This is a genomic window from Halapricum sp. CBA1109, from assembly GCF_009741825.1.
Taxonomy (GTDB): domain Archaea; phylum Halobacteriota; class Halobacteria; order Halobacteriales; family Haloarculaceae; genus Halapricum.
In genome coordinates, this window is record NZ_WPCA01000203.1 from 1 (window position 1) to 3607 (window position 3607).

The 3607-nt window shown below is 67.5% G+C and carries 4 protein-coding genes; 1 reads left to right on the top strand and 3 read right to left on the bottom strand.

Going from position 1 to position 3607, the window contains the following annotated elements; translation table 11 throughout:
* Positions 1 to 675: M20/M25/M40 family metallo-hydrolase (locus GJ629_RS15020; RefSeq protein ID WP_157513740.1), on the top strand; the 675-nt coding region annotated here is incomplete at its 5' end.
* On the opposite strand, the gene GJ629_RS15025 is transcribed toward GJ629_RS15020, so the two are convergent.
* From GJ629_RS15025 to GJ629_RS15035, 3 genes are all read right to left on the bottom strand, one after another.
* Positions 651 to 899: a hypothetical protein gene (locus tag GJ629_RS15025; RefSeq protein WP_157513741.1), complete on the bottom strand. Its 249-nt coding sequence runs from the start codon at positions 897 to 899 to the stop codon at positions 651 to 653. The two genes, GJ629_RS15020 and GJ629_RS15025, sit on opposite strands and share 25 nt — an antisense overlap.
* Positions 900 to 1023: 124 nt before the next feature.
* Complete coding sequence (gene metG, locus GJ629_RS15030) at positions 1024 to 3111, bottom strand: methionine--tRNA ligase (RefSeq protein WP_157513742.1); 2088 nt, start codon at positions 3109 to 3111, stop codon at positions 1024 to 1026.
* 79 nt (positions 3112 to 3190) lie between these two features.
* Positions 3191 to 3421, bottom strand: a complete 231-nt coding sequence (locus GJ629_RS15035) for a hypothetical protein (RefSeq protein ID WP_157513743.1) — start codon at positions 3419 to 3421, stop codon at positions 3191 to 3193.
* Between the last annotated feature and the right edge of the window lie 186 nt (positions 3422 to 3607).

Sequence of the window (3607 nt, forward strand, 5' to 3'; positions counted from 1 at the left end):
GACTACGCCGTCGTCGGCGAGGGGTCGACGGGCTACTCCGCGTCCGGCGTCACGGACGTCGCCGTCGCCCACAAGGGCCGCCGCGCGGTGACCGTCACCGCTTCGGGGGCCGCGGCCCACGCCAGCGAACCCGCGGCGGGCGACAACGCCATCTACCACGCCAGCGACGCCGTCCAGCGGATCCGTGAGCTCCCGGCCCCCTCGACGACCGTCCTCGGGACTGACCTCGACGGATCGGTCGTCGTCACGGAGATAGACGGCGGGTCGGCCTGGAACGTCGTCCCGGAGTCCTGTACCGTCACCGTCGACGAGCGGACGGTCCCCGGCGAGCGAGCGCCGTTCGAGGGGGTCGAAGCCGTCGACGGCGTCTCCGTGACCGTCGAGCAGGACCTCCCGCCGATGGCCTGTGAGGACCCGGCGTTCGCGGAGGCGGTCACGGCGGCCGCCGACGCGGCCCAAGACGGGACCGCCGAACAGGTCGTCAAGCCCCACGCGACGGACGCGGGGTGGCTGGCGGCCCGCGCCGGGACGACCTGTGTCGTCTGTGGCGCGGCCGAACCGGGAGAGGCACACACCGCGACCGAGAGCGTCTCGCTGTCGGTAGTAGACCGGTGTAAACGGCTCTACCAGCGCGTGGCCGAGTCGTGGCCTCAGCCGACCAACAGGAAGAACTGATAGAAGACGAAGGCGGCGAGGACGACGCCCAAGAGGACGAAGGCGACGTTCTCGGGGTTCAGCGTCCCGGGTTCGAGCGTGTCCGTGTCGCCCGTCGCCGACCCGAAGACGTTGCCGCCGACGGCGCTCTGGTCGTCCTCGGGGTCGTCCGGCGACAGGTCGACCCCCGGCGGGTCGTCCCACTCGCGGTCCTCGCCCGATTGCTGGTCGCGACCGACCGCCACTCCCCATCGTCGCTCGTCTCGACGGGTGGCGTGCCGTCACCGGTCGCCGCGTCGTCGTCCGTCGACTCCTCGGTCATACCTACTCGTAGTCGACTCACGCACAAAAGCGCTCGCTACGAGCGCGTCACTTGATCTTCGTCCCCACCGGCGCGTCGGCGTGGGTCGTCAGCAGGTCCGCGTCCTCGCCGGCGGCCAGCACCATCCCGTTGGACTCGATGCCGAAGATGGTCGCTTTCTCCATGTTCGCCAGCAGGACGACCCGCGTTCCGGGGAGGTCCGCGACATCGTGGAGCCCCTGCAGACCGGCGACGACCTGCCGGGTCTCGATGCCGATGTCGACGGTCAGTTTCAGCAGGTCGTCCGAGTCCTCGATGACCTCGGCGCTCTCGATGCGCCCGACTCGCATATCCACGTCCTGGAACTGCTCGAACCCGATGCGTTCCTCGGCCAGCGGTTCGAGGTCAGGGCTGTCGCCCTCCTCGGCGTCACTCTCGTCGTCGGTCGCCTCAGCGACACGTTCCTGCAGTTTCTCGTTCAGTTCCGCGACGCGGTCTTCCTCGATCTTCTCGAACAGTTCCTCGGGTTCGTCGAAGGCACCGGGCGGGGACTCGTGGACGGCGTCGATGGTCGCGTCGTGGACGCTGCCGTCCTCGCCGAGTTGCTCCCACAGGTCCTGTGCCTTCCCGGGGGTGAACGGCTCGAACAGGACGGCGAGGGCCTTCGCTATCTGAACGCAGTCGCGGATGACGACGGCCGCCCGGTCGGGGTCGTCGTCGGTGAGGTTCCACGGTTCGTTGGTCTGGATGTACTCGTTGCCGAAACCGGCGAGGTCGACCGCGGCCTGCCCGGCCTCGCGGATGGAGTAGTCGTTGAGCGCCGCCCGATACTCTTCGACGGCCTCGGCGATGCGCTCCTCGACCTCCTCGGAGACGTCGGTCTCTGGCGTCCCCTCGAAGTTCCGGTAGGCAAAGAGTAGCGACCGGTAGGCGAAGTTCCCGACGGTCCCGACCAACTCGCCGTTGACGCGCTCGCGGAACTTCGACCACGAGAAGTCGACGTCCTGCTGGAAGCCACCGTTCGTGGCGAGGTAGTACCGGAGCAGGTCCTCGTGGAAGCCCTCCTCCAGATACTCCCGCGCCCAGACCGCACGGTTGCGGGACGTGGAGAAGCCCTTCCCGTTCAGCGTCATAAAGCCGCTCGCCATCACCGACCGCGGTTCGGCGTAGCCCGCGACCCGCAGCATCGCCGGCCAGAAGATGGTGTGGTGCTGGATGATGTCCCGACCGATGATGTGGACTATCTCGCCGCCGCCGCTGGCGGGTTCGGAGTCGTCGGCGGGCGTCGAGTCGGCCTTCCAGACGTCTTCCCAGTCGTAGGTGTCGGCGCCGACGCGCTCGCTGTACTGCTTGGTCGAGGCGACGTACTCGATGGGCGCGTCGACCCAGACGTACAGCACGAGGTCGTCGCTCCCGGGGTAGTCGAATCCCCAGTCGAGATCGCGAGTGATACACCAGTCCTGCAGGCCGTCCTCGATCCACTGGCGGGGCTGGTTGGTAGCGTTGCTCGTCCCCTCCAGTCGGTCCAGAAAGCCCGAGAGGTAGTCGGCGAGTTCCGACACCTCGAAGAACTTGTGGGTGCGGTCGCGGTACTCGGCGGGGTTGCCGGTGATGGTCGAGACGGGGTCCTCTATCTCGCCCGGTTCGAGATGGCGGCCACAGCCCTCGTCACACTCGTCGCCGCGGGCCGTCTCGCCGCAGTACGGACAGGTCCCCGTGACGTAGCGGTCGGGCAACGGCTGTTTCTCGGTGGGGTCCCACGCGACCTTGATCTCCTCCTCGTGGACGTACCCCTCCGCTTCGAGGGCCTCGACGATTTCGTATGTGAGTTCGCGGTTGGTGTCGTCGTGCGTGTGGCCGAAGTTGTCGAACTCGACGGCGAACTTCGGGAACGTCTCCTCGTACTGCTCGTGCCACTCCAAGGCGAACTCTTCGGGGTCGACGCCGTCCTCGATGGCTTGGACGGCGATGGGCGTCCCGTGCATGTCCGACCCGGAGACAAAGGCCGTCTGCTGGCCGATAGTCTCTAGGGCACGGCTGAACACGTCGCCGCCGACGTACGTCCGGAGGTGGCCGATGTGCAGGTCGCCGTTGGCGTACGGTAGCCCGCAGGTCACCACCGCTGGCTCCTCGGTCGGAAACTCCTCGTGGCTCATAGACACTGCTACCGCCAAACGACCCAAAAACCCGCTGATTTCCGGCCGGGGTCGCGCGGGTGGCCGAGCGGTCGGTCCGTCAGTTGTTCGCCGTCGGGAACCGGTAGCGGTAGGGCTGGTCGCGGATGACCTCGACCGCGCCCGTCTCGGCGTGACGGCCCAGTACCGTGGCGACGCGGTGGGCGCTGTCGTACTCGATACCGTGATCTTCGAGGAGAGTCAGTATCTCGCGGGCCGTCAACGGCTCCTCGGCGTCGACCGACTCGACCACGGACCTGATCCGCTCGATGTCGCCGTGCCGGGTTGCCATACGCTTACACACGTACTGCTCCCCCATTAAACGGCGTCAGACAACAGTCAGACGCCCGAATTCGGCTAATCGCCGGACTGCGGCCGCCCGGAGTCTTGGACGGTCTGTCATACGATGGCACCCATCGTCGGTCATATCGTCTGTCGCAAGGCGGAGGTGCCTCCGGTCACACCGGCGTGTCGTGCT